The following is a 25,160-nucleotide window of genomic DNA, read 5'->3' on the forward strand; positions in this document are numbered from 1 at the left end:
ATCGCTGTTCCATGGCACGTCCAGGCCAGCTGCGAGCAGAGAGAAGCGGTGTCCTCATGGTCATCATCCGCACGGCCCTGACCCAGACCACCTGGACGGGCGACAAGGAGTCGATGCTCGACAAGCACGAGCAGTTCGCCCGCGACGCGGCAGCCCAGGGCGCCCAGATCATCTGCTTCCAGGAGCTCTTCTACGGCCCCTACTTCGGGATCACCCAGGACCAGAAGTACTACCGCTACGCCGAGCCGGCCGACGGCCCGATCGTGCAGCGCTTCGCCGCACTGGCGAAGGAGCTGAACCTGGTGATGGTCCTCCCGATCTATGAGGAGGACATGGCTGGCGTCTACTACAACACCGCCGTGGTGGTGGATGCCGACGGGACGATCCTCGGGAAGTACCGCAAGCACCACATCCCGCACCTGGACCGGTTCTGGGAGAAGTTCTACTTCCGTCCCGGCAACCTCGGCTACCCGGTCTTCGACACCGCCGTCGGCAAGGTCGGCGTGCACATCTGCTACGACCGCCACTTCCCTGAGGGATGGCGTGAGCTGGGCCTGGGCGGCGCGCAGATGGTCTTCAACCCCAACGCCTCCAAGCCCGGCCTGTCGAACCGGCTGTGGGAACTCGAAGGACCTGCCGCCGCCGGCGCCAACCAGTACTTCGTCCTCGTCCCCAACCGGGTCGGCCGCGAGGACAACGAGTACGGCGAGCTCGCCGTCGACTTCTACGGAACGTCCTACGTCGCCGATCCTCGCGGGAACTTCGTCGGTGACCTCGGCTCTCAAGAGAGCGAAGAGCTCCTCATCAGGGACATCGACCTCGATCTGATTCGCGCTACTCGCGACGACTGGCAGTTCTACCGCGATCGCCGCCCCGACGCCTACTCCGACATCATCGCGCCGTAACGATGAAGACCCTCATCGTTGGCGGCACGGTCGTCAACGCGACCGGCACCGGAGCAGCAGACGTCCTGATCGACGGCGAGACCATCGTCGCGGTGCTCGCGCCCGGCTCGACGCTGCTGGGCTTCGACCTCGCGGCGAACGTCGACCGCGTGATCGACGCGGCCGGCAAGTACGTCATCCCCGGCGGGATCGACGCGCACACGCACATGGAGATGCCGTTCGGCGGCACCTCCGCCTCGGACACCTTCGAGACCGGCACCCGGGCCGCGGCCTGGGGCGGGACGACCTCGATCGTCGACTTCGTGGTGCAGTACCCGGGCGAGAGCGTGGTCGACCGCTACCAGGCCTGGCAGGAGAAGGCGGCCGGGAACTGCGCGATCGACTACGGCTTCCACCAGATCCTCTCCGACGTGCAGGACTCGTCGCTGGTGGCGATGGACGAGCTGATGGACGAGGGGGTGACCAGCTTCAAGCTCTTCATGGCCTACAAGGGCGTGTTCCTCTCCGACGACGGGCAGATCCTGCGGGCGTTCCAGAAGGGCGCGGAGAACGGCGCGATGATGATGATGCACGCCGAGAACGGCGCCCTCATCGACGAGCTGGTGAAGCAGACCCTCGCCGCCGGGAACACCGCGCCGTACTTCCACGGCACCTCTCGCCCCTGGCAGGCGGAGGAGGAGGCGACGCACCGCGCGATCATGATCGCCGACCTCACCGGCGCGCCGCTCTACGTGGTGCACGTGTCGGCGAAGCAGGCGGTGGAGCAGATCGCGCAGGCCCGCGACCGCGGCATGAACGTCTTCGGGGAGACCTGCCCGCAGTACCTCTACCTCTCGCTCGAGGACCAGCTCGGCGCGTCCTCCGAGCAGTGGGGGAGCTTCGAGGGCGCGAAGTGGGTGTGCTCCACGCCGCTGCGCTCGAAGGCCGAGGGGCACCAGCACCACATGTGGCAGTCGCTGCGCACGAACGACATCCAGATGGTCTCCACCGACCACTGCCCCTTCTGCATGAAGGGCCAGAAGGACATGGGCGTCGGCGACTTCTCGAAGATCCCCAACGGCATCGGCTCGGTCGAGCACCGGATGGACCTGATGTACCAGGGCGTCGTGTCGGGGCAGATCTCCCTGCCGCGCTGGGTCGAGCTCACCTCCACCACTCCCGCGCGGATGTTCGGGATGTACGGGCAGAAGGGCGTCATCCAGCCCGGCGCCGACGGCGACGTCGTGATCTACGACCCGAACGGGCACACCTCGATCGGGATCGGCGAGGGCCGCAGCCACCACATGGCGATGGACTACTCCGCCTGGGAGGGCTTCGAGATCGACGGCCACGTCGACACCGTGATCTCCCGCGGCAAGGTCGTCGTCGACGACGGCGACTACGTCGGCACGGCCGGCGACGGGAAATACATCAAGCGCGGGCTCAGCCAGTACTTGATCTGACGTCCTGGCCCGAACCGATACCTCAGCCGTCGGTGCACTGTTCACCCGGCTTCGTGAAGACCCCCGCCTCCACCAGCACTCCTGGTGCATCGTGCGGACCGCACCGCAGTCCTCTCGTCCGATCAGAAGGAATCCCATGGAATTCGGCGCTGTCGCCCAGACCAACCCGCCCGCCGCCCGCGTCGTTGCCTTGGCACAACTCGCGGAGCAGCACAGCTTCGACTACTTCTGGACTTACGACTCGCACATCCTGTGGCTCGAGCCGTACGTGATCTACTCGCAGATCCTCGACCGCACGTCTCAGATCAAGGTCGGCACGATGGTCACCAATCCGGCGACCCGTGACTGGACCGTCACCGCATCGACATTCGCCACGCTGAACTCGATGTACGGCAACCGGACCGTCTGCGGGATCGGGCGAGGAGACTCAGCCGTGCGAGTCAGCGGTGGATCTCCCGTGACGCTCAAGACCTTCCGGGAGTCGATTCAGGTCATTCGCGAGCTCGCGAACGGGCGCGCGGCGACCCTCAATGGCTCGACCATCCGGTTCCCGTGGGGGCAGAAGTCCACGCTCGAGATGTGGGTGGCCGCCTACGGCCCTCTCGCGCTGAAGGTCGCGGGAGAGCTCGGTGACGCGTTCATCCTGCAGTGCGGAGACCCCGACATCGCGGAGTGGATGATCCGCACGGTGCGCGCTGCGGCCGAGAACGTCGGGCGGGATCCTCAGTCGATCAAGTTCTGTGTGGCCGCGCCGATGTACATCACCGATGGCACTCAGGCCGGCCTCGATCACGCTCGTGAGCAGTGCCGCTGGTTCGGCGGGATGGTCGGCAACCACGTTGCCGACATCGTCTCGAAGTACGGAACCGACAGCGACATCCCCACCGCGTTGACCGACTACATCAAGGGCCGAGAGGGCTACGACTACAACGAGCATGGGAAATCCGGCAACACTCACGTTTCGTTCGTCCCCGACGAGATCGTCGACCGGTTCTGCGTGATCGGCACGGCGGAGGAGCACATCGAGAGGATGCGCCGCTACGAGGAGCTGGGTGTTGACCAGTTCGCGGGCTACCTCGATCACGACAACAAGGAAGAAACCCTCCGCAGCTACGGAGCACACGTGATCCCTGCAATGCGTGCCGGTCAGCTGGCGAAGTCCTGAGCTGCACTCGATGACCTTTTGAGAGCCGAAGGTCGGTACGTCTTCTCCGCGTGATCGGCTCGACCCGTCACGGCCATGCGGGCATCCTCTCCGACGGGACCCTTCAGAAGAACGGATCCGTCATGACCCTGACCCTCGGCTACAAAGCTTCCGCAGAACAGTTCGCCCCTCGAGAGCTCGTCGAGATCGCGGTGCTCGCCGAGCAGCACGGCATGGAGTCGGTGGCTGTCAGTGATCACTTCCAGCCGTGGCGGCATCAGGGTGGGCACGCGCCGTTCTCCTTGAGCTGGATGGCGGCCGTGGGAGAGCGGACGCAGCGGATCCGCATCGGCACGTCCGTGATGACTCCGACGTTCCGCTACAACCCGGCGGTTCTCGCGCAGGCTTTCGCGACGATGGGGTGCCTGTATCCAGGACGGATCATGCTCGGTGTCGGCACGGGCGAAGCCCTGAACGAGGTGGCGACCGGGTTCCGGGGAGCCGGCGCGCAGGACTGGCCGGATTTCCGGGAGCGTTTCGCGCGACTTCGGGAAGCGATCACTCTCATGCGCGAGCTCTGGCAAGGGGATCGGGTCGATTTCGCGGGGGAGTTCTACTCCACCCATGGTGCTTCGATCTATGACGTCCCTGAGCAGCAGATCCCCGTCTACATCGCTGCTGGAGGACCTGTCGTCGCGAAGTACGCGGGACGAGCTGGTGATGGCTTCATCTGCACCTCCGGCAAGGGGATGGAGCTGTACACGGAGAAGCTGATGCCCGCGGTCGCGGCGGGCGCGGCGGCCGCGGGTCGCGACGTGGCGTCGGTGGACACGATGATCGAGATCAAGCTCAGTTACGACACCGATCCGGTCCGCGCTCTCGAGAACACCCGGTTCTGGTCTCCGCTGTCGCTGAGCAAGGAGCAGAAGCACGACATCACCGATCCTGTCGAGATGGAGCGAGCGGCGGACGCTCTGCCGATCGAGGAGATCGCGAAGCGCTGGATCGTCGCCTCTGATCCCGATGAGGCGGTTGCCGCGATCGGTCAGTACGTCGACGCGGGTTTCCGTCACCTGGTCTTCCACGGGCCTGGCGGTGACCAGGCGCGCTTCCTCGAGCAGTTCGAGCGGGATCTCGCGCCCCGCCTGCGCGCTCTGATCTGACGCCGACCGCGAGGATCGTCTGCGACGCGATGATGCCCGCCAGCTCGATGAGCTGGCGGGCATCAGTCGTTCCGTTCGAGTGCGCGGCCGCGGTCGGTGAGAGCCGCGGCCTCAGCTCAGCGGTTCGAGTCGAGCTGGTAGGGCTTGCCGGCCGCAGCCGGTCCTCGGGAGCGGCCGACCAGTCCCGCGACCGCGAGGATGGTGACGAGGTAGGGGAGCATCAGCATGAACTCGCTCGGCACCGGCGATCCGATGACGCCGAGAACGTTCTGCAGGTTGGTCGCGAAGCCGAACAGCAGCGCGGCGAGTGTCGCGCGGATCGGGTCCCACCGACCGAAGATCACCGCGGCGAGGGCGATGAAGCCGGCTCCAGCGGTCATCTCTTTTCCGAAGAGTCCGACGGCGTCGAGGGTGTAGTAGGACCCGCCGAGGCCGGCGATCGCGCCGGCGATCGAGACATTGACGAACCGGGTGCGGGCCACGTTGATGCCGACGGTGTCGGCTGCCTTGGGGTGCTCGCCGACAGCTCGTAGGCGAAGGCCCCACTTGGTGCGGAACAGACCCCACCAGACCGCGGCGACCGTCACGTACATCAGGTACACGATCACCGTCTGGTTGAAGAGGACGGCGCCGAGTAACGGGATGCCGGAGAGCACCGGGATCGCGATCCTCTCGAATTGGACGGGAGTGTTCAGGCCCGCAGCATCTCCTGCCATCGACTGGGAGTAGATGAAGCTGGTCAGACCGATGACGAGGACGTTGAGGACGACGCCGACGATGACCTGGTCGACGACGTAGCGGATCGCGAACGCGGCGAGGACCAGGGAAACGGCGACTCCGGCGAGCATCGCCGCGATCAGGCCGAGGACGGGCTGCTGGGTGATGGTGGAGACGATGCTCGCCGAGAAGGCGCCGGCGAGGAGCTGGCCTTCGATGGCGATGTTCACCACGCCGACTTTCTCGGAGATGACGCCTCCGAGGGCTCCGAAGATCAGGGGGACTGAGAGCCCGACCGTTCCGAGCAGAAGACCCGGGACGGGCAGGGTCGACCCTGCTGAGGCCCAGGTGAGGAAGCCTGCGAGGAAGACGATGCCGAAGACGCTCGCGAGCCAGAGCGGGACGGTGCGGAATCGTCGGGTCATTTCGAGAGAGACGATGGTGAGCGCGACCAGGATCACGGCCGCTGCGGTCCCCGCGTCGCGGGTAGGGACCGCGAGCTGGGGCAGAGCGAAGAAGTCGCTCTCGCTAGCGAGAGAGAACGTGCTCGTTCCGTCGCGCCCGAGGATCACGAACAGGATCACGGCGAGGCCGGTGAACGCGGCGAACGCGGCGGGTGCCTTGGCGCTGCGGGTGCGAAGGCGGACGGGATCGATGGTCGCGGGGAGGGTGAGTGCTGTACTCATGCGGAGGCCGCCTTCGATGTCGTGGCTCGGACTCGGGGGAGAGCTCCCGGCGTCGGAAGCCGGAAGACCGCTCGCACGAGGGGCGGTGCGGCGATGAACAGGACGATGAGGGACTGGACGACGAGCACGACGTCGATGGGGACGCCCTCGGCGGCCTGCATCGAGTAGCCGCCGGCCTTGAAGGCACCGAAGAGGATGCCGGCGAAGAACACGCCCCACGGCCGTGAACGGCCCAGCAGCGCGACGGTGATCGCGTCGAAGCCGATGCCCGCGTCGATACCGGAGGTGAAGCCGGTGGTGACGGTCCCGAGGACTTGGGAGACGCCGGCCAGACCGAGTAGGCCACCAGAGATGAGCATCGCGAGGACGTAGTTGTTCTTCACGTCGATGCCCGCCACTCGTGCGGCGTTCGGGTTCTCGCCGATGGCTCGAAAGCGGAAGCCCAGGCTCGAGCGCCCGAGGAGCCACCAGATTCCGACGGTGGTGAGGAGGGCCAGCACAAACCCGAGGTTGAGGGCGTAGTCCGGGCCGAGGAGCCGCGGAAAGATCGCGGTGTCGGCCATGGCGGGGGACTTGGGGTTGTTCGAGCCGGGAGCCTGTAGCGCTCCGGGGGTGCGCAGGAGGTAGGAGACGAGGTAGAACGCGACGTAGTTGAGCATGATCGTGAGGATCACTTCGTGGGCGCCGGTGCGTGCTTTGAGCAGACCGACGATGCCGCCCCAGAGCGCACCTCCGAGTACGCCTGCGCCGAGGGCGATGACGAGGTGCACTCCGGCGGGCAGGTCGAAGGAGAAGCCGACCCAGCCGGCGCAGGCAGCGGCGATGAGCATCTGCCCGCGGCCGCCGATGTTGAACAGTCCGACGCGGAACGCGAGGGCGACACCGAGCCCTCCGACGATCAGGGGCGTGGCGAAGTTGAAGGTGTCGAAGAGCGGCTTGATGCCCGCGGCGAAGCCGTCGCGGCGGAAGTTGTAGACGGAGCCTTGGAATAGCGCCGAGTAGGCGCCGGCGACCGAGTTCCATGCCGCTGCGAGTAGGTCGATGGGGCGGGCGAAGAAGTATCCCGCCGCCTGCTGCACCTGCTCGTTGGTGGTGGCGATCAAGATCCCGCCGACGACGAGGGAGAGCAGGATCGCGAGGAATGACATCAGGGCGCTGCCGGCAAGAATCTCACGGAGGATGCGAGAGGCAGCAGTGTCGGACCGGCGGGACGGCTTCTCCTGTCCCGGGTGTTGGCCGGTCTCATCGCCGGGGGTGGTCTCGAGACCGGTGTCGGGGTTTGCTCGGGGGAGCTGGAAGTCGCTCATGCGGCCGTTCCTGTCTCGACCGGTGCTTGGCCGGCCATCATGAGGCCCAGGACCTCGCGGGGTGTGTCGGCGGGGACGATGCCGATGATGCCGCCCTTGTACATGACGGCGATCCGGTCGGCGAGGGCGGTCACTTCGTCGAGCTCGGTGGAGATGACGATGACGGGGACGCCGGAGTCGCGGGTGGCAATGATGCGCTTGTGCACGAATTCGATGGAGCCGACGTCGATTCCGCGGGTGGGCTGGGCGGCGATGAACAGGCGCAGCTCGCGGCTGAGTTCTCGGGCCAGCACGACTTTCTGCTGGTTCCCACCGGAGAGGCGTCCTACCGGTGTGCTGATGCCTTGGGTGCGGACATCGAACTCGGCTACCCGTTCCAGCGCGAATCTCTGGAGGACACGGCTCTGCACGGCTCCGCCCTTGACGAAGGGGGCGCCGTCGCTGCGGTCGAGCATGAGGTTCTCGGCGATGGTGAATTCGGCGACGAGGCCGTCTTCGGTGCGGTCTTCGGGGACGAAGCCGACCCCGGCGTCGAGGATGCGGCGGACGGGGAGTCCGCGCAGTTCGACGTCATCGAGGGTGATGGAGCCGCGCACGCGGTCCTGCAGTCCCATGATCGCCTCGGTCAGTTCGGTCTGGCCATTGCCTTGGACGCCTGCGAGGGCGAGGACCTCGCCTCGGCGGACCTCGAAGGAGACGTCGTCGACGACGATCTGACCGGTGGGGTCGGTGACGGTGAGGCCTCGGACGACCAGAGCGTTCGCGCCTGCACGCGCCGGTTCCTTACGAACAGTGAGTTCGACGGCGCGGCCGACCATCAGGGCCGCCAGTTCGGCGTTGGTGGCGGCGGGGTCTGCTTCGCCGACGACCTTGCCGAGGCGGATGACGGTGATGCGGTCTGCCACTTCACGGACCTCGCGCAGCTTGTGAGTGATGAAGACGATCGCCGTACCCGCTTCGCGCAGCTGGCGCATGATGACGATGAGCTCGTCGGTCTCCTGCGGGGTGAGGACCGCGGTGGGCTCGTCGAAGACGAGCACTTTCGCATCGCGGGAGAGTGCCTTGATGATCTCGACCCGCTGCTGGACGCCGACGGGGAGGTCCTCGACGATCGCGTCCGGGTCGACTTCGAAGCCGAAGCGGGCGGAGATCTCTCTGACGCGGCGTCGGGCGGCGTCGATGTCGAGCCGGCCTCCTGCGCGGGTCTGCTCGTGGCCGAGCATCACGTTCTCCGCGACGGTGAAGACGGGGACGAGCATGAAGTGCTGATGCACCATCCCGATCCCTGATTTCATCGCGTCACCGGGGCCGGTGAAGTGCTGCACCTGGTCGTCGAGCAGGATCTCGCCTTCGTCGGCGCGGTAGAGGCCGTAGAGGACGTTCATCAGGGTGGATTTGCCTGCGCCGTTCTCGCCGAGCAGGCAGTGGATCTCGCCGGGTGTGACGGTGAGGTCGATGTGGTCGTTGGCGGTGAGGGCGCCGAAGCGCTTCGTGATGCCGCGGAGTTCGAGTTTCATGGTTCTCCCTGGGGAGAGGGGTGCGGCCGGCTCGGGAGTCGGCCGCACGTCCTCAGTTCGCGGTCGGGGCGGAGGGGGAGTCGATGGTGATCGAGCCATCGATGATGCCGGCGGTGATGGTGTCGAGCTCGTCCTGGAGGGCGGGGTCGACCTTGTCGGCGAAGTCGTGGAACGGCGCGATGCCGACGCCCTCGTTCTTGAGGGTGCCGATGTAGGGGGTGCTGTCGAAGGATCCCGAGCCGACGGCTGTCGTGACGTCGGAGACGCCGACCTTGATGCCCTTGAGCACGGAGGTGAGGAAGAGGTCCTTGTTCTCGGGGTTGGTCTCGTAAGAGTCGGCGTCGACGCCGATGAGGGCCACGTCCTGGCCGGAGTCGCGGATGGCTTCGGCGGCGCTGAGGAAGATGGGGCCGCCGACGGGGAGGAGGACGTCGGCGTCCTGATCGATCAGGGACTGCGCGGCGGTCTTGGCCTCGACTCCGGCGGCGAATCCACCGGTGAAGCTGCCGCTCTGCGCGTCGACGTCCCAGCCGACGACGCGCACGTCCTTGCCCTTCTGCTCGTTGAAGTAGGCGACTCCGTCGGCGAAGCCGTCCATGAACAGCGTCACGGTCGGGTACTGCTGACCGCCGAAGGTTCCGACCACTCCGGTCTTGGAGTAGGACGCGGCCGCGTAGCCGGCGAGGAAGGAGGCCTGCGAGGTGTCGAAGGTGATCGGCTTGACGTTCTCGAGCGAGATCGAGGAGTCGTCGATGATGGCGAAGTCGACGTCCGGGGCGCCTTCTGCGGAGGCCTTCGTCGCGTCAGCGAGCGCGAACCCGACGGTGACGATCAGGCTGCAGCCCTGGTCGACGAGGTTCTGGATGTTGGGGGCGTAGTCCGTCTCGGACTCGGAGGTGACCGCCGTCGCTTCGACACCGAGGTCCGAGGCGGCGGCGGTGAGTCCCTCGCGGCCGAGCTGGTTGAAGGACTTGTCGTCGAATCCGCCGGCGTCGGAGACCATGCAGGGCAGGTAGTCGCCGGAGGCGGCCGCGGATTCGGTGGAAGCGGCGGGCGCGGAGGCGCAGCCGGCGAGGACGGACACAGCGCCGAGGAGAGTGACGCCGGCGTAGAGAGCTTTCTTCATGGGGTTCCTTCGGGGTGTGCCGGGCGGACGGACGCCGGCAGGCGAAGGAGAGAGCTGCGCGGATCGGGTGCGCAGAACGGTCTCTCAGGCGACGATGCCGAGCGTGCGGAGGGGCTGATCGGGCGGATGGGGCCAGGATCAGTCCCGCCCGTGGGCGGGGGAGTGGGTGAGTAGGAGTGACGGTACGCAGTACGCCCCTCCGGAAAAAGATGCAATAGCCACCCATTCATAGGGTGGACCTATAGCAATGCGTGACGTCCGGAAAAGGTGACACCGTGTGGCCCGTCCTCCAGGTAGGACGGGCCACACGGTGTGCGCGAGGGGTTCTCGCGTCACGGGAATCGGGTGATCGGGACGCTCTTGTCAGGTCGGGTCAGCGGGCGCTGATCGACTTCGCGATCTCGGCGCCGAGCTGCACGTTGTTGCGGTACACGTCGATGTTGACCTCGAGGCTTTCGCCGTTGGTCGCCTTCTGGATGTAGTCGAGCAGGAACGGAGTGGTGTCGTGGCCGACGATGTTCGCGTCGGCGGCCGCACCGTGGGCAGAGGTGAGGACCTTCTCGAGCGTGTCGGGGGAGAGCTGCTTGTCGGCGGGGATGGGGTTGGCGACGAGGACGGTGGAGTTGAGCTGGAGTGCGTCGCGGGCGGCGACGACCTCTGCGATCTCGTCGGTGGTGTCGACGGCGTAGTCGATGTCGTAGCCGGAGTCGGTGATGTAGAAGCCGGGGTAGTCGGTGGTCTTCCATCCGATGACGGGCACGTTCAGGGTCTCGAGTCGCTCGAGGGTGAGGCCGATGTCGAGGATGGACTTCACGCCGGCGCTGATGACGACGATCGGCAGGGCGGCGAGGGCGCCGAGGTCGGCGGACTCGTCGAAGGTCTCGGAGGCGCCCTGGTGGACGCCGCCGAGGCCGCCGGTGGAGAACACCTTGATGCCGGCGCGGTGGGCGGCGTAGGCGGTCGCGGCGACGGTGGTGCCGGCGGAGAGCTTCTTCGCGGCGACGATGGGCAGGTCGCGGATGGAGGCCTTGACGACGGTGTCGTCGTTGCTGAGCTGCTCGATCTCGGCGGTCGAGAGTCCGATGACGAGTTCGCCGTTGACGACGCCGATGGTGGCGGGGGTGACTCCGGCAGCGCGGAGCTGCTTCTCGGACTCGGTGGCGACCTCGAAGTTGCGGGGGCGGGGCAGCCCGTGGGTGAAGATGGTCGATTCGAGCGCGAGGACCGGCTTGCCTGCGGCGACGGCTTCCTGGACCTCGGTCGAGATGCGAAGGGTTGAAGTCATGGTCTGGTTCCTGTCTTTCGGTTGGTGCACCGAGAGTCGACGCTTTCAGCCCTGCAGGGCTGGGAAGCGGCCGTTCTGGTGCGGGTGATGGTTAGTGGGTGGGGAGGGAAGTTGTGTTGAGCTCCACGCCGCGGGGCTTGGGGAGCAGGAAGGACACTGCGAGGGCGAGGAGGGTGATGCCGGCGCCGGCGAACATGGCGAGGGCGTAGCCGGAGGTGGTGGGGACGCCGTCAGCGGTGCTGCCGATCATCTGGAGAGCAGGGATCACGGTGAAGCTGATACCCGCGCCGAAGCCGAAAGCGGCGGAGTTCAGTCCAGGCAGGAATCCGGGGTTCTCCGGCGGGCTGAGCACGACTCCGAGGCCGTTGAGCACGATGTTCGCCATGCCGGCGTACGTGACTCCGAGGAAGAGTGTCGAGCCGATGAGGAACGCGAGGCTGTGGGTTCCGAGGAACGCCATGGCCAAGATGCCGAGGACGGAGCCGCCGAGTCCGAGGCGGAGGATCGTGCGGTATCCCCAGACCGGCGCGAGGCGGCCGGCGAAGGGTCCGACGATCCACCCCAGGAGCGCGTACGGAGTGAGGAGGAGCAGGGAGGTGGTGTCTGCTGCGAGTCCGAATCCGCTCTCGGTGTTCTGAGAGATGGACAGCGCGACGGCGTTCACGACGGCGAGGACGCCGGCGAGGGTGAGGGCGGTGGTGAGCAGAAGCGCCCAGACGGCTCGTTGCTTCAGAAGCGCGATCGCGGCGAGGGGCACTTCGACGACGCTCTCCACCTGCACGAAGACGAAGGCGAGCACGACTCCTGCGACGGCGAGACCACCGACGAGCCACCAGTTCGTGCCGCTGAGTTTCTGCAGTTCATTGAGGGCGAGCTGCAGGGAGAGGATCGCGCCGGCGAGGATCAGCACCCCCCACCAGTCCATGCGGGACCGTGCCGAGGGCCGCGACTCCGGTGTCCAGACCTGGGTGATGAGAATCGCAGCGACTCCGAGGACCGCGATGATCCAGAAGATGGGTCGGAACCCGAAGTAGGTGGTGATCAGGCCGCCTGCGATCGCATCAACGCCCGCGATTCCGCCGTTGACGGCGGCGACAAGGCCCATGAGATAGCCGTACCGTCGCGGATCGCGCACTTCGGTGCGCAGGATCAGCAGGCTGACGGCCACGACCGGGCCGGAGGCGCCTTGCAGTGCGCGGGCGGCCAGCAGGATCGGTAGGTTCGGCGCGAGGGCGGCGATGACGCTGCCGACGGTCATCGCTGTGAGCATCAGGAGCATGACGCGCCGACGCCCGATGATGTCGCTCCACCGGGGAAGGAAGATCCCGAACACGGCGGTGGCGCTGAAGAAGACGGTCTGCGCGAGAGCCGCGCTGGCCTCCGATACGTCGAGCTCTCGGGCCATGGTGACCAGGGCGGGCGAGAGCATGCTCGCGTTGAGCTGGAATGCGGCGCAGGCGACGAGCAGCGCGAACACCATGCCGGCGTTGGAGCGCGGTCTACGAGAAGTCTCGGCTTCCGTGGCGAGTCGGGTCATGGGGTGTCCTTGGAAGGCGTGAAGTCAGGAAATTGCAGGGATTCCGGCGGTCGCGCCGGGCGAGGCGAGGACCAGTGCAGCGCTCGCGTGACCACCGACGGCGGCTTCCTTGAGGTCTCCGGTCAGGAGCAAGGAGGCGAGAAACCCTGCGGCGAATGCGTCGCCGGCTCCGGTGGAGTCGCGGACGAGCGCGACGGGCGGGACGGGGATGACGAGCGCGTCTCGCCCTACCCGAAGGATCCGCGTCGGGTTCGCACCCGCTTTCAAGACGACAGTGGTGTCCCAGAGCCTGCGCAGGATCGGCTCGACATCGCTCCCGACGCCCAGTCCGAGCAGGTCGGCTTCGTCGTTGTTGGCGATGAGGTATTCCGGCCGGAGCTCTTCGATGTAGTCGAGGAACGCCGCAGCCCCGAAACTCTCGATCACCTGCGTTGACGAGGTGTCGATCGAGATGGCGCCGCCCTGTTTGCGGACGGTGACGATCATGGATTCGACGGTCTCTCGGAGAGGAGAGCCGTCGAAGGAGTACGCGGGAACGTGCAGAAGTTCGACGCCGGAGAGCCAGTCAGCGGGGATCTGCTCGAGCTGGGTGGCGGCGCCACGGTTGGGGAGCATCGTGCGCTCGCCGTCCGGCTCGATCAGGATGACGATCGTGCCTGAGGTGCCCTTCCGCTGCAGACGGATGTCCACGCCGTCGGCTTCAAGGAGCCGGCTGAGGTGCTCGCCGATCGCGTCATCTCCGACGCAGCCGATGAAGCGCGTCGCGTACCGGCTTGCCGCGAACGCTGCGACGTTCGCTGCCGACCCGCCGCGAGTCCGATAGATGTCTGCCTTGTTGTCGGTTCCGCTTCGCAGCGCACCGGCCGGCCAGACCACGACGTCCTCGATGAGGTCTCCTACGACCGCAAGCATCGTTGCTCCCATCTCCGCCCGGCGAAGTGCCGCGGCGTTACTTAGGACGGTACGGATCCCGATCAATCAGACAAAGAGGCAGATTGATCGAGATTGATAGTTCAACTCGATTAATAAGGAGTGCGGTGTGCTCGAGGTGGAAAGCGATGACCTTCCTCGCACCGCGCACCCGGGCCCGCCGCAAGAACATCGGTCGGCCTCGTGGGCATCAGTGGGATGCGTGGCTGGCGGGTGCCGCCTGGCGTCCTCGAACAAGACGCCAATCGACGATTCCGGCTACGACGAGAAGCAGCCCGAGAACCGCCCCGAGAGCGAATCCTGCGTCGGGGCCGGCGCCGGTGACCACAACGCCAGCTCCCGCCGTGAGAACGGCCTGGCTGACAACCAGCGAGCTCGCGAGGATCGCGAACGCTGAGGTGTGACGTGGTCCCGGAACAGACTCCGCGGCGAAGCTGAAGATCGAGACCAGGCTCGCTCCCACGCCGAGCCCGAGGATGAGGAGACCCACGGTGAGCAGGGGAAGGTCGGGAGACACTGCCATCACCGCGAGTCCGGCCAACGCAAGAACGGCGGTGACAACCCAGCGGAGTCGGCGCGGGAGGAACCGCCCAGGGATACGGCTGATCGCCGCAGCAGAGATGATCGACCCGATGCTCATGACTCCGTAGACGAGTCCTGTCCACTCCGCCATGCTCTGCAGTTCGAGCTCACTGGTGAGCGCGGTCAGGGTCGTGCCGAAGATTCCGCCGACGAGCACCATGCCTGATACCAGGACGATGAATCGCACGTTCACGAACCGGGTCGGTGCGAACTCGTGACCCTCGAGCGGATCCGTTCTCGCGGCGGCCGACCGATGCAGGGCGAAGCCGATGACGGCGGTCGCTGTCAGCCCGGCTGCGCCCAGTAGAGGCGCGAACGGTCCCAGGAGTACCGAGAAGACTCCGACGAGGACGGGACCCACGACGAAAGCACCTTCGTCCGCCATCGACTCGTACCCCATGGCGCGGTCGAGCTGCGCTGATGCCAGCCCGACTCTGCGAGCCTTGGCTGTCACGCGAGACCGCGACATCGGGGCGACCTGCGGGCTTGCCAGCCCCGCGGCCAGAGCAGCTGTCCCAACTGACCACAACGGCGCGGAGATCGCGACCAACCCGACGAAAAGGAGCAGCGCTACCAGGAACACCGCACCCACGCCGAGAAGGACGGCACGTTGGCCGAAGCGCTCGACCAGGCGGCCGACGACAGGAGCGCTGACCGCGGTACCGATCCCCGCAACCGCGGAGATGATCCCCGCGACGGCAACCGTCTCTCCACGCTCGACGAGCAACGTCAGCGTTCCGACGATCATCATCGTGAACGGGAGCCGCGCGACGAGAGCAAGCGCAAGGTAAGGCAGGCCCATCAGGGCGATGACGCCGCCGGATTGGAGTGGCCTGACCGTCTCGATACTTCCTGTGGTGCTCATTACTTAAGGGTTACCCGTTTTATAGCGCTCTTCAACTTTAATCGGGCCAAATTAATAGCTTCAGCCGATGAGTTGCTACCGGTGAGTTCGGTGGTGCTCCGTATGCTCGTGCGCTTGGCAAATCCGGCGCGCGAGCTCGCGAACCTCCTGGACTAGTGGTCTGCTGCGCCCGGGGTGCACGCCATTTCGGTCACCGAGACTCGCGGCGGCGCCGATGCTGATGGAACCACTGTGGAGTTCTGGCGGCGCATCGGAGACGCGCTCGGGTACATCGTCGACCTCGAGCGCAGGATGGACGATCTGGAACGCGCCGGCCACTCCGACGTCTCCGCATCACGAGGGGTCTTACCGGCCTGCTACCGCGCGATCGTCCTCCCCGACCAGAGCTGGGGCGCAGCGAACAAGAAGCTCCTCTCCGGCGAGCAGATGGCGTCACGTCGTCTCCTGGCGACGTTGATCGACGTCACCGAAGGTCGCTCCGAACTGACGTCACCCCGACGCCGGGCGCTGCTCGAGTGCGTGGAGGACGCCCTTTCCGCGCTCGCGGAGACCGACGACCTCCTCGACGACAGCGAGCGGCGGTACATCCTGAACCTGCTCACGTCGATTCAGAGCCTCCTGAACGAGAAGGACGTGATCGGCAACGTCAACCTCGCCTCCCTCGTGCGGGTGTGCACCGCGACGGCCTCGTTCGCCCAGTCCGCGGGCGGCGGGTAGGCGAGGACGTCGTCCGCGCCTCCGATGAGCCCGCGGTCGCGGAGCCTCTGCACGGCCGCGCGGAGGTCCGGCGGGTCGAGGTGCGTCGCGAGAGCCGCGTCGTCGAGCGTCATCGGCCGCCCGCGCAGCAGGATGCCCAGCAGAGTGTCGTCGTCCATCGCTCCCTCTCGCGGGAGCGCGGCACCGGCTCCGCGACCACAGTGCCCAGGGGCGCAGGGTCGTTCAACGGCTTGCATCGAGGGGGATTCCGTGAGGGAGGCGTCGGGGCGCGCGACCCGTGGTCCGCTCCAGCGGATACCGTCCTCCCGACCCGCCGTTCAGCCCTGCCGCTCGACCAGCGCCCGCAGCGCGTCCCGCACGAACTGCGCGCCGACCGCGCCGCCGTAGTGCGCCGAGAACCGCTCGTCGTCGACGTACATGTCGCCGAGCCCGAGCAGGTACTCGTCGCTCGGCCGTCCGGACGCGTCGCGGGGCGTCGCCGGCACCTCCGCGAGCCAGGCCCGGTGCCGCTCGGCGAGCGCGAGGGCGGCGTCCCCCGTCGGATCTGCTCCGCTCGCCGCCGCGGCGGTCCACGCGCCGGCGAGGTCCGCCTGCCTCCGCTGCCACCGCTCGCGCTCCTCCGCGCTCATCGACTGCCACCAGCGGTCGCCGTCGGCGTAAGCCGGGGCGCCCCAGCGGCGCTCCACCTCCTCGCGGTGCTCCGCGTGGTCGAACCCGTCGAACATCTCCTCGGCCATCGGCCCGTTCCCCTCTCTCATCGTGGTGATCGTCCCGGCGACCGCCCGGATGCGGCGGTCGATCCGCCGGCGCTCCTCCTGGAGCACGTCGAGGTGCCGCTCGAGAGCGGCCACCGGCTCCGCGTCGCGCCGCAGGATCCGCCCGATCTCGGGCAGCCCGAGACCGAGGTCGCGCAGCAGCAGGATCCGCTGCAGCGTCACGAGCGCGGCCGCGTCGTAGTAGCGGTAGCCGTTCGCGCCCACCCGGCTCGGCGGCAGCAGCCCCTCGGCCCCGTAGTGCCGCAGCGTCCGGCTGGTCGTGCCGGCGAGCCGCGCCACGTCGTGCACGGTCCACTCCTGCTCCACAGCGCCCTCCGTCTCCGCGTCGCCGGTGACTCCGGCGGCGATGGAAGCGACGGTACGGGTTGACGCAGCGTCAATGTCAAGCGGCGCGGACGAATCCGCTATCGGGCGCCGATCCTGCGCGTTCCCACCCGGAGGACGAGCTCGGTCACCGGCACCGCGGCGATCGAGCAGCAGGCGGCGGGCACCACGGTCAGCAGCGCGACGACAGCGTCCGTCCCGTCGCCCGCGTCGGTCCACGCCGCGATCGAGACCACGATCCAGGCGATCGCGAGGATGCAGACCGCAGAAGCGGTCCAGAGGACCGGCCAGGGCGCGCGACCCCGTCCCGCGGAGTAGGGGAGCCCGCCGACGGCCGCCGTCACGGCGGCCGCCAGAAGCGCTCGGGCCAGCGGGAGGAGCAGCTCGCCGGGGTCCCGGCCGGTGTCGAGGGAGGACAGGGCGAACAGGACCGAGGTCGTCGCGAGCGAGAGGACCCCGGCGACGGCGACGAGCGTCAGCAGGGTCCGGATCAGGAGCCTCACCGGTCGCCTCCGGCGAGGAACGCGCCGCGCTCCTCCAGCAGCCGCCGCAGGTGCCGGTCGAGCACCAGCCGCTCCGCGATCCGCCCGAGGACGCCGAGCGGGGCGGAGTACTCGAGCCGGTCGATCATCACGGAGCCGGAGCCGTCGGACTCGAAGCGGTGCTCGTGCCGGAAGGTCGCGAAGGGCCCGCGGGTCTGCTCGTCGACGAAGGAGTGCGGGGCGTCGAGCGCGGTGACGGCGCTGGTCAGCCGGAGCGGGACGCCGAAGTGCCGGGCGCTCCAGGTCACGTGCTCGCCGAGCCCGATCAGCCCGGTGGTCGTCCCGGAGACCGCGCGCTCGCGGGCGCCGGCCTGCGAGCGCGTGTGCAGGTCGATGTCGCGCGCCCGGTCGAACATCTCGGCGGCCGGGCGGGCGGAGCGGGTCACGACCTGGAGGAGCACGGTGTCGATCCTGCCCGTCGCGCCCGCGGCCGGCCGCGGACGCGCCGGTCCGTCCGCCTCACCAGCTCGTCACCACGGTCCGCGTGATCACCCACCCCTCGTCGCGGCGGACGAGGCGGCTCGTCAGCTGGAGCCGCCAGGTCGCGTGCAGGCGGCCGATGGTCGCCTCGGTGATGGTTCGGGAGGTGAGCACCGGGTGCGCGGCGCCGCCCGAGAGGGCGCTCTCGACGTGGTCGATCTCGTGGTATTCCTTGCGCGCCTCGTCGATGTCGGCGAGCCACTCCTCCCGCGACTGCACCAGGCCGGTCGGGTGCTCGATCACGAAGCGCTCGTCGAGCAGCGCCTCGAGCGCGGGCAGGTCCACCAGCTCCAGCGCGTCGAAGAGGGCGGCGTGGACGGCGGTCGGGCCGTCGTCCTCCAGCTCGTCGCCCGTGCCGGCGGTCCCGTCGCCGCTCATGCCGGCGGTCCCGTCGTCGCGCGGCGGACGAGCTGCGTCGGCAGCTGCACGTGCAGCGAGCGCGGCTCGCGCCCGGCCATCAGGGCGATCAGCATCTCGGCGGCGGTCGCTCCGAGCGTCTGCATCGGCTGGCGGACGGTGGTCAGCGGCGGATCGAAGCGCGCGGCCTCGGGCACGTCGTCGAAGCCGATCACCGACAGGTCGTGGGGCACGGCGAGGCCCAGGTGCGCGGCGGTCTCGATGATCGCCAGCGCCGAGACGTCGTTGGCGGCGAAGACCGCGGTCGGCCGGTCGGGCAGCGACAGGAGCGAGGAGGCGGGCCGCCGGGCGGTGTCGCGGTGGTAGTTGCCCACCCGCAGCAGGCGCTCGTCGAAGGCGATGCCGGCCTCCGCCAGCGCCGCCCGGTAGCCGGCCTCCCGCAGCCGCGCCGAGCGCAGGTCGCCGCGGCCCGCGACGAAGCCGATGCGGCGGTGCCCGAGGGCGACGAGGTGGCGGGTGGCGAGCAGGGCGCCGCCGAAGTTGTCGGACTCGACGGTCGGCAGGTCGGCGCGGCCGGTGTGCGGGTCCACAGCGACGAGCGGGATGTCGGAGGGCGCGCTCACCACGCTCGGCGTCACCATGATCGCCCCGTCGATGAGGGTGCCGCTGAGCCGGCTGAGCGAGCGCCGCTCCCAGCCCTCCTGCTCGCCCTCGTGGGAGCCGGAGTAGGCGAGCAGGTCGAACCGCGACTCCGCCAGGACCGACCCCACGCCCTTCAGGATCTCGGCGCTGAACGGCTCGAACCCCGCGACGAGCACGCCGATCACGCCCGTGCGCCGGGAGCGCATGCTGCTCGCGACGAGGCTCGACTCGTAGCCGAGCTCGCGCACGACCTCGAGCACGCGGGTGGCGGTGGACGGGGCGATGCCGTAGCGGCCGTTCACGGCCTTGGACACCGTCGCCACCGAGACGCCGGCGGCAGCGGCGACGTCGTGGATGGTCGGTCGGGTGGTCATGTGGCCGACTGTAACCCGTGCTTCGAAAACCATTTCGAAAACGTTTGACCACTTTCGCAAGCACTGCGGACACTGACTCCACCCGCGAAGGCGGGAACCCCCCACGGCGCCGGTGCACCAGACGGCGCCCTCGATGAAGAGAACGGTTGGACGATGAAGTTCAGGAAGATCGCAGTGGCGACAGCAGCCCTGCTCGGCACGGTCGCGGCCCTCACCGGCTGCTCGGCCCAGGACTCGGGATCGAGCGACGGCACCGTCGCGATGACCCTCTGGCAGAACTCGACCACGGGCCCCGGCCAGGAGTTCTGGGACAAGACGATCGCGGACTTCGAGGCCGCGAACCCCGGAGTGACCATCGAGTCGCAGGCCATCCAGAACGAGGACCTCGACGGCAAGCTCCAGACGGCGCTCAACTCGGGCGACGCCCCCGACGTCTTCCTCCAGCGCGGAGGCGGCAAGCTCGCCGCCATGGTCGCGGGCGGACAGCTGAAGGACCTCACCGACGGCATCTCGGACCAGGCGCGCAGCGAGATCCCCGAGGGCTCGTTCTCGGCGAACACGCTCGACGACAAGGTCTGGGCGATGCCGGTCGCCGTCCTCCCGGGCGGCCTGTTCTACAGCCAGGACGTCTTCACGGCGGCGGGCGTCACCGAGACCCCGAAGACCATCGATGAGCTCGACTCCGCGATCACCAAGATCAAGGGCAGCGGAGCCCAGGCCGTCGCGCTCGGCGCGAAGGACGCCTGGCCCGCCGCGCACTGGTACTACTTCTTCGCGCTCCGCGAGTGCAGCGCCGACACCATGGCCGAGGCGGCCGACACCAAGGACTTCTCGGACGACTGCTGGGTCCGCGCGGGCGAGGACCTGCAGGACTTCTCGGCCACCGAGCCGTTCAACGAGGGCTTCCTCACCACCGCCGCCCAGCAGGGCGCGGGCAGCTCGGCCGGACTCCTCGCCAACCACCAGGCGTCGATGGAGCTCATGGGCGCGTGGGACCCGGGCGTGATCGCCTCCCTCACCCCCGACGAGAAGCCGCTGCCCGACCTGGGCTGGTTCCCCTTCCCCGAGATCGACGGCGGCGACGGCGAGGCCGGCGCGATCATGGGCGGCGTCGACGGCTACTCCTGCTCCGCGGGCGCTCCCGACGAGTGCGTCGACTTCCTCAACTACCTGGCCACCTCCGACGTGCAGAAGGAGTACTACGCGGCCTTCAACGCGCCCCCGGTGAACACCGTGGCGCAGGAGGCGGTCACCGAGCCGTACCTGCAGCAGATCCTCGAGGCCTACAACTCGGCCCCGTACGTCTCGCAGTGGCTCGACACCGTCTACGGCCTCAACGTCGGCAACGCGCTGAACGTCGGCGTCGTCGACCTGCTGGCCGGCAAGAGCGACCCCGAGCAGCTGGTCGAGGCCGTCAACGCCGCCGCGGCGAAGGCCTAGCCACCATGGCACTCCGCGAGAGCCCGCTCCTCGGAGTGGATGAGCCCCGCGGGACCGCGCGCACCGGAGGCGTCACCTCGACGCCTCCGGTGCGCCGGCGCCGCCGCAGCGTCGGCTGGGCGGGGCGCTTCGAGATCGCGCTCCTGGTCGGCCCGGCGCTGATCGTCTTCCTCGCCTTCGTGATCTTCCCGGTCGTGATGGCGGCCTACTACGGCTTCTTCAGCTGGCAGGGCTACGGAGTGCCGACGGACTTCGTCGGCTTCCGCAACTACCTGACGATCCTGCAGGACCCCACCTTCCACGACGCCCTCGCGCACAACGGCATCATCGTGGTGCTCTCGCTCGTGCTCCAGGGGCCGGTCGCGATCCTCCTGGCGCTGCTGCTGAACCGCAAGCTGCGCGGGCAGTCGATCATCCGCGTCCTGATCTTCGTGCCGTACGTGATCTCGGAGGTCGTCGTCGGCACCGGCTGGAGCCTGATGCTCCAGACCAGCGGCGCGGTCAACGGCCTGCTCGAGAAGGTCGGCCTCGGCGCGCTGAAGCAGGACTGGCTCTCGGATCCGGCGATCGCGATCTGGACGCTGATGCTGATCATCACGTGGAAGTACATCGGCTTCGCCGTGATCCTCTTCCTCGCGGGACTGCAGGGCATCCCCGAGGAGCTGTCCGAGGCCGCGGCCATCGACGGCGCCTCCTACTGGCAGGTGCAGCGGCGGATCACCCTGCCCCTGCTCGCGCCGACCCTGCGGATCTGGGCGTTCCTGTCGATCATCGGCGCACTGCAGCTGTTCGACCTCGTCTACATCATCTGGGGCCAGTACGTGTCCTCGACCGCGGGCACCTCGACCATGGCGATATACCTGGTCACCAACGGCCGCAACGCCGGCAACTACGGGTACGGGAACGCCGTCGCGGTGGTCCTGTTCCTGATCTCGCTCGTGGTGGCGCTGCTCTACCAGCGCTTCGTGCTCCGGCGCGACACAGCGGGCGCACTGACGGGAGACAAGCGATGACCGGCACGACGATGACGGCCCCGCCGATCACTCCGGAGACCCCTCGGCCTCTCGCGGTGAAGCGGCGCCGGCAGCCCCTGGGTCGCGGCACGACGATCGCCTACGTCGTGGCGATCGTCGTGATCGCGCTGATGCTCGCCCCGGTGGCGTACATCATCCTCGGCGGCTTCCGCACGAACGCGCAGATCACCACCGACCCGGCGGGCCTGCCCTCGCCGTGGAACGTGCAGAACTACCTCGACGTGATCACCGGCGGCGTCTTCTGGCAGGAGGTCGGCAACTCCACCATCGCCGGCCTCGCGACGACGCTCGGCGTGGTCGTGCTCGGCCTGATGGCGAGCTACGTCCTGGCCCGCTACGACTTCACCGGACGCGGCGTGTTCTACGCGCTCTTCGCCGCCGGCCTGATGTTCCCGATGACCGTGGCGATCACTCCTCTCTACCTGGTGATCAAGAGCCTCGGCCTGATGAACTCGCTCGCCGGAGTGGTGCTGCCGCAGATCGCGTTCGGCCTGCCGACGACGATCATCATCCTGGTGCCGTTCCTCCGCGCGATCCCGGACGAGATCCAGGAGGCGGCCTTCATCGACGGCTGCAGCCGGATCGGCTTCTTCTTCCGCATGGTCGTGCGCCTGGCGATGCCCGGCGTGATCACCACGGGGATCCTCGCGTTCATCGCGAGCTGGAACAGCTACCTGCTGCCCCTGTTCATCCTCAACAACGAGTCCACCTTCACGCTCCCGCTCGGAGTCCAGGCGTTCTCGTCGCAGTACTCGGTCGACACGGCGAAGGTGCTCGCCTTCGTGTCGCTGTCGATGATCCCGGCGCTGATCTTCTTCAGCGTCTTCGAGCGCCGCATCGTCGGCGGGCTGACGGGGGCGGTGAAGGGATGAGCGGATCGCTCCGCCCGTCCGCCGCGTCCCCCGTTCCGTCCGCACCCGTCGCCCCACCCGCAGAGAGGGTCGCACCGTGACCGCACCGCACGCACCAGAGGACCCCCAGGCCCCGTCCGCCCGCACCACCGAGCTGCTGGGCCGGATGACGCTGGAGGAGAAGCTCTCCCAGCTGGTCGGCTACTGGGTCGACCAGGGCGGCGAGGTCGTCGCCCCGCTCGCCGGCGAGATGGCCACCTCGACCGGGTACGCCGAGGCGACCCGCGAGGGGATCGGCCAGCTGACCCGCGTCTACGGCACGCGCCCCGTCGATCCGCTCGAGCGCGCCCGCTGGCTGTGGGCGGAGCAGCGCCGGCTCGTCGAGGAGACGCGGCTGGGCATCCCGGCGATCGTCCACGAGGAGTGCCTGACCGGGCTCGCCGCCTGGCAGGCCGCGACGTTCCCGACTCCGCTCGCCTGGGGCGCCTCGTTCGACCCGGAGCTCGTGGCCGAGCTCGGCGCCGTGATCGGCGGCTCGATGCGCGAGCTCGGGATCCACCAGGGCCTGGCGCCCGTGCTCGACGTGATCCGCGACCCCCGCTGGGGCCGGGTCGACGAGTGCATCGCCGAGGACCCGTACGTGGTCGGCACGATCGGCACCGCGTACGTGCAGGGGCTGCAGTCCACCGGCGTCGACGCGACGCTGAAGCACTTCATCGGCTACTCCGCCTCCCGCGGCGGCCGCAACCACGCGCCGGTGCACGCCGGACCGCGCGAGATCGCGGACGTGCTGCTGCCGCCGTTCGAGATGGCGATCCGCGACGGGGGCGCCCGCTCGGTGATGAACTCCTACGCCGAGATCGACGGGGACCCGGTCGGAGCGACGCCCGCCTACCTCACGGGCGTGCTGCGCGAGCGCTGGGGCTTCGACGGCGTGGTCGTCGCCGACTACTTCTCGGTCGCGTTCCTCCACCTCATGCACGCGGTCGCCGCCGATCTGGGCGAGGCGGCCGAGCTGGCGCTCGCCGCGGGGATCGACGTGGAGCTGCCCACGGGCGACGCGTTCCTCGCGCCGCTGGCGGCGCGCATCCGGGCCGGGGAGGCCGACGAGGCGCTCGTCGACCGGGCCGTGCTGCGGGTGCTCGCGCAGAAGGAGCGGCTCGGCCTGCTCGACGCGCGCTTCGACGACGCCCCCGAGTCGATCGACCTCGACTCGCCGGCCCACCGCGACATCGCCCGCCGCCTGGCCGAGGAGTCGGTGGTGCTGCTCGCCAACGACGGCGTCCTGCCGCTCGCTGCGCCGCGCCGCCTCGCGCTGATCGGTCCCAACGCCGACAGCGCGCCCGCGCTCATGGGCTGCTACTCCTTCGCCAACCACGTGCTGGCGCACCACCCGGGCGTGCCGCTGGGCTTCGAGATCTCGACGGTCGCCGACGCGCTGGCCGGCGAGTTCGGCTCGGCCGAGCTGCTGCTCGCCGAGGGCTGCTCGGTCGAGGGGGAGGACGCCTCCGGGATCGCCGAGGCGGTCCGGGCGGCCGCCGACTCCGACGTGGCGATCGTGGTCGTCGGCGACCGGGCGGGCCTGTTCGGCCGCGGCACGGTCGGCGAGGGCAACGACGTCGAGAGCCTCGAGCTCCCGGGCCGCCAGCGCGAGCTGGTCGAGGCCGTCGTGGCGACGGGGACCCCGGTCGTGCTCGTGCTGCTGACCGGCCGCCCCTACGCCGTGGGCTGGGCGCTCGACGGGCCGTCGGCTCCCGCCGCCGTGCTGCAGGCGTTCTTCCCGGGGGAGGAGGGCGCCGGCGCGATCGCGGGCGTCGTCTCGGGACGGGTCGACCCCTCCGGCCACCTGCCGGTCTCGCTGCCGCGCTCGGCCGGAGCGCAGCCGTTCTCGTACCTGCACCCGATCCTCGGCGGGCCGTCGGACGTGACCTCCGCCGACAGCACGCCGGTGCGGCCGTTCGGCCACGGCCTCTCGTACACGACCTTCGCCCGGACGGAGCTGGCGGTCGAGGAGTCCGCCCCGACGGACGGATCCTTCACGGCGACCGTGCGCGTCCGCAACACGGGCGAGCGGGCGGGCACCGACCTGGTGCAGCTGTACGCCCGCGACGTGTTCGCGAGCGTGACCCGGCCGGTGGCGCAGCTGCTCGGCTACGCGCGGGTCGCGCTCGAGCCCGGCGAGGAGGCGGAGGTCCGCTTCGAGGTCCCGGCCGCGCGCCTGGCCTTCACCGGACGCGAGGGCGTGCGGATCGTCGAGCCCGGCCGCGTCGAGCTGTGGGTGGGCCCGGACTGCGCGACGCGCGAGACGGAGACGGCGCTCGAGCTGGTCGGCCCGGCCGCCGCTGTCGACGCCTCCTCGCAGCGCCTCGTCGGCACCCGGGTCCAGCGGGCGGGAGCGGGCGTCCCGGCCTGACTCC

Annotated in this window: 22 protein-coding genes; 9 read left to right on the top strand and 13 right to left on the bottom strand. The window is 68.8% G+C overall.

The window, feature by feature from the left end; genetic code table 11:
• Positions 1-56 precede the first annotated feature (56 nt).
• The 4 genes from C5C59_RS12735 (at position 57) to fgd (ending at position 4,654) form a co-directional block, all read left to right on the top strand.
• The gene (locus C5C59_RS12735) at positions 57-905 is read left to right on the top strand and encodes a nitrilase-related carbon-nitrogen hydrolase (protein ID WP_104239230.1); all 849 of its coding nucleotides are present in this window, start codon (positions 57-59) and stop codon (positions 903-905) included.
• 2 nt (positions 906-907) lie between these two features.
• Positions 908-2,347 (top strand): dihydropyrimidinase, encoded by a 1,440-nt coding sequence (hydA, locus tag C5C59_RS12740; protein ID WP_104251285.1) that lies wholly within the window; start codon positions 908-910, stop codon positions 2,345-2,347.
• Positions 2,348-2,483: 136 nt separating this feature from the next.
• Positions 2,484-3,512 carry a TIGR03842 family LLM class F420-dependent oxidoreductase gene (locus C5C59_RS12745; RefSeq protein ID WP_104239161.1) on the top strand — a complete coding sequence of 343 codons (1,029 nt, stop codon included), beginning with the start codon at positions 2,484-2,486 and terminating at the stop codon, positions 3,510-3,512.
• Between the two features lie 122 nt (positions 3,513-3,634).
• Complete coding sequence (gene fgd / locus C5C59_RS12750) at positions 3,635-4,654, top strand: glucose-6-phosphate dehydrogenase (coenzyme-F420) (protein WP_104239162.1); 1,020 nt, start codon at positions 3,635-3,637, stop codon at positions 4,652-4,654.
• Between the two features lie 116 nt (positions 4,655-4,770).
• Here the strand turns inward: fgd and C5C59_RS12755 are convergent, their stop codons facing one another.
• The 8 genes from C5C59_RS12755 to C5C59_RS12790 form a co-directional block, all read right to left on the bottom strand.
• Complete coding sequence (locus C5C59_RS12755; protein ID WP_104239163.1) at positions 4,771-6,057, bottom strand: ABC transporter permease; 1,287 nt, start codon at positions 6,055-6,057, stop codon at positions 4,771-4,773.
• Positions 6,054-7,364 carry an ABC transporter permease gene (locus tag C5C59_RS12760; protein WP_104239164.1) on the bottom strand — a complete coding sequence of 437 codons (1,311 nt, stop codon included), beginning with the start codon at positions 7,362-7,364 and terminating at the stop codon, positions 6,054-6,056. The genes C5C59_RS12755 and C5C59_RS12760 overlap by 4 nt, the downstream gene beginning before the upstream one ends.
• Complete coding sequence (locus tag C5C59_RS12765) at positions 7,361-8,881, bottom strand: ABC transporter ATP-binding protein (RefSeq protein WP_104239165.1); 1,521 nt, start codon at positions 8,879-8,881, stop codon at positions 7,361-7,363. Before C5C59_RS12765 ends, C5C59_RS12760 begins: the two co-directional genes overlap by 4 nt.
• A gap of 52 nt (positions 8,882-8,933) precedes the next feature.
• Positions 8,934-10,007 (bottom strand): BMP family protein, encoded by a 1,074-nt coding sequence (locus C5C59_RS12770; protein WP_104239166.1) that lies wholly within the window; start codon positions 10,005-10,007, stop codon positions 8,934-8,936.
• Positions 10,008-10,380: 373 nt separating this feature from the next.
• Positions 10,381-11,292: a pseudouridine-5'-phosphate glycosidase gene (locus tag C5C59_RS12775; RefSeq protein ID WP_104239167.1), complete on the bottom strand. Its 912-nt coding sequence runs from the start codon at positions 11,290-11,292 to the stop codon at positions 10,381-10,383.
• A 91-nt stretch (positions 11,293-11,383) separates the two neighbouring features.
• The gene (locus C5C59_RS12780) at positions 11,384-12,829 is read right to left on the bottom strand and encodes an MFS transporter (RefSeq protein ID WP_104239168.1); all 1,446 of its coding nucleotides are present in this window, start codon (positions 12,827-12,829) and stop codon (positions 11,384-11,386) included.
• Between the two features lie 24 nt (positions 12,830-12,853).
• On the bottom strand, positions 12,854-13,741 hold the full coding sequence (locus C5C59_RS12785; protein ID WP_104239169.1) for a carbohydrate kinase family protein: 888 nt from the start codon (positions 13,739-13,741) through the stop codon (positions 12,854-12,856).
• Between the two features lie 208 nt (positions 13,742-13,949).
• Positions 13,950-15,206: an MFS transporter gene (locus tag C5C59_RS12790; protein ID WP_104239170.1), complete on the bottom strand. Its 1,257-nt coding sequence runs from the start codon at positions 15,204-15,206 to the stop codon at positions 13,950-13,952.
• Positions 15,207-15,380: 174 nt separating this feature from the next.
• Here C5C59_RS12790 and C5C59_RS12795 point away from each other — a divergent pair, with 174 nt between their 5' ends.
• A complete protein-coding gene (locus tag C5C59_RS12795; protein WP_146082863.1) occupies positions 15,381-15,923 on the top strand; it encodes a hypothetical protein in 543 nt (180 codons plus the stop codon).
• A gap of 317 nt (positions 15,924-16,240) precedes the next feature.
• Here the strand turns inward: C5C59_RS12795 and C5C59_RS12800 are convergent, their stop codons facing one another.
• The 5 genes from C5C59_RS12800 to C5C59_RS12820 all read right to left on the bottom strand — a co-directional run bounded on the left by C5C59_RS12800 (position 16,241) and on the right by C5C59_RS12820 (position 19,418).
• Entirely contained in the window at positions 16,241-17,005 is a 765-nt protein-coding gene (locus C5C59_RS12800) for a TipAS antibiotic-recognition domain-containing protein (protein ID WP_104239172.1), read from the bottom strand.
• 98 nt (positions 17,006-17,103) lie between these two features.
• Positions 17,104-17,526, bottom strand: coding sequence for a hypothetical protein (locus C5C59_RS12805; protein ID WP_104239173.1), 423 nt, complete (start codon positions 17,524-17,526; stop codon positions 17,104-17,106).
• Positions 17,523-17,966, bottom strand: a complete 444-nt coding sequence (locus C5C59_RS12810; RefSeq protein ID WP_258060635.1) for an SRPBCC family protein — start codon at positions 17,964-17,966, stop codon at positions 17,523-17,525. The genes C5C59_RS12805 and C5C59_RS12810 overlap by 4 nt, the downstream gene beginning before the upstream one ends.
• 58 nt (positions 17,967-18,024) lie before the next feature.
• A complete protein-coding gene (locus C5C59_RS12815; RefSeq protein ID WP_104239174.1) occupies positions 18,025-18,423 on the bottom strand; it encodes a nuclear transport factor 2 family protein in 399 nt (132 codons plus the stop codon).
• The gene (locus tag C5C59_RS12820; protein ID WP_104224902.1) at positions 18,420-19,418 is read right to left on the bottom strand and encodes a LacI family DNA-binding transcriptional regulator; all 999 of its coding nucleotides are present in this window, start codon (positions 19,416-19,418) and stop codon (positions 18,420-18,422) included. The genes C5C59_RS12815 and C5C59_RS12820 overlap by 4 nt, the downstream gene beginning before the upstream one ends.
• Positions 19,419-19,571: 153 nt before the next feature.
• Here C5C59_RS12820 and C5C59_RS12825 point away from each other — a divergent pair, with 153 nt between their 5' ends.
• From C5C59_RS12825 to C5C59_RS12840, 4 genes are all read left to right on the top strand, one after another.
• On the top strand, positions 19,572-20,858 hold the full coding sequence (locus C5C59_RS12825; RefSeq protein WP_104239175.1) for an ABC transporter substrate-binding protein: 1,287 nt from the start codon (positions 19,572-19,574) through the stop codon (positions 20,856-20,858).
• A 5-nt stretch (positions 20,859-20,863) separates the two neighbouring features.
• Entirely contained in the window at positions 20,864-21,871 is a 1,008-nt protein-coding gene (locus C5C59_RS12830) for a carbohydrate ABC transporter permease (protein ID WP_104226347.1), read from the top strand.
• Positions 21,868-22,764, top strand: coding sequence for a carbohydrate ABC transporter permease (locus C5C59_RS12835; protein ID WP_104224899.1), 897 nt, complete (start codon positions 21,868-21,870; stop codon positions 22,762-22,764). The genes C5C59_RS12830 and C5C59_RS12835 overlap by 4 nt, the downstream gene beginning before the upstream one ends.
• Before the next feature lie 145 nt (positions 22,765-22,909).
• A complete protein-coding gene (locus C5C59_RS12840) occupies positions 22,910-25,156 on the top strand; it encodes a glycoside hydrolase family 3 N-terminal domain-containing protein (RefSeq protein WP_104239176.1) in 2,247 nt (748 codons plus the stop codon).
• Positions 25,157-25,160 lie beyond the last annotated feature (4 nt).

Source organism: Rathayibacter sp. AY1F4 (assembly GCF_002931775.1).
Lineage (GTDB): Bacteria > Actinomycetota > Actinomycetes > Actinomycetales > Microbacteriaceae > Rathayibacter.